At 57.8% G+C, this 1,069-nt stretch carries 1 protein-coding gene and 1 pseudogene; both read left to right on the top strand.

The window, feature by feature from the left end; all coding sequences use genetic code 11:
- Window positions 1-504 (top strand): annotated as a pseudogene (locus WGC32_RS15005) (replication initiator protein A); the annotation flags it as partial.
- Window positions 501-1,069, top strand: a 569-nt coding sequence (locus tag WGC32_RS15010) for a P-loop NTPase family protein (RefSeq protein WP_342683083.1), incomplete at its 3' end; no start/stop codon positions are given. The pseudogene WGC32_RS15005 and the gene WGC32_RS15010, both read left to right, overlap by 4 nt.

Raw genomic sequence — 1,069 nt, forward strand, 5'->3', positions numbered from 1 at the left:
GAACTGGACATGGCGGGGCTGCTGGAACGGGAACGGGGCGGCTTCTCCGCACCGAACCGGCTTTATGTCAAAGTGCCGCGAGTGCCACAGGTACAGTTTTCCGACCAACTGATGGCCGGAAATCCGACCCTCATAGAGCCGGAAAACCGTCCTACTGATGGTCAGAAAACCGACCTTATGATGGTCGGAAAACCGTCCCCTAACCAAACTACTATAAACAACCTTACAGAGAGCCAAACAAAGGGAGTGAGTGGGGAGCCGCCCGCGCCCTATGGCCGATACCAGAATATTTTTCTGTCGCAGACCGAATACGACGAGTTGCAGGCAGAGTACCCCGACAGGCTGGAACGGTTCATCGAGGAAATGAGCCGCTACCTTGCCGCCAACGGGAAAAGCTACCAGAACTATGCCGCCGCCCTGCGGATATGGGCGGGGAACGACAAAAAGAAAGCCCCGAAAAAGGGCATACCAGACTACTCATGCAAGGAGGGCGAGAGTTTATGAAGAACGAAATCAACGCTGTTTTGGAGAATATGACGACCACCGCCCCGGAGCCGGAGGACTACACCGGCGAGGACGGTTTACTGTACTGCGGCAAGTGCCGCAAGCCGAAAGAAGCCTATTTTGCGCCGGATAAGGCCGCTATCTTTGGCCGTGACCGTCACCCGGCAGAGTGCGACTGCCAGAGAACCGCCCGCGAGGAACGGGAGGCCGCCGAGAAGCGGCGCAGGCACCTTGACACCGTGGAAGAACTGAAACGCCGGGGCTTTACCGACCCCACCATGCGGGACTGGACTTTTGAGAACGACAACGGCAGGAACCCGCAGGCCGGGATTGCCCGCCGGTATGTGGAGCATTGGGCGGATATGCGAGCCGACAATATCGGCTGCCTGTTCTGGGGCGGCGTGGGAACCGGGAAAAGCTATCTTGCGGGCTGTATCGCAAACGCCCTCATGGAGAAAGAAATCCCCGTCCACATGACGAACTTTGCCCTTATCCTCAACGACCTTGCCGCCAGCTTTGAGAACCGCAACGAGTACATTTCCCGCCTTTGCCGCTATCCGCTGCT

Origin of the sequence: Zongyangia acetica, from assembly GCF_038739695.1 — a bacterium.
GTDB lineage: Bacteria > Bacillota > Clostridia > Oscillospirales > Ruminococcaceae > Zongyangia > Zongyangia gallinarum.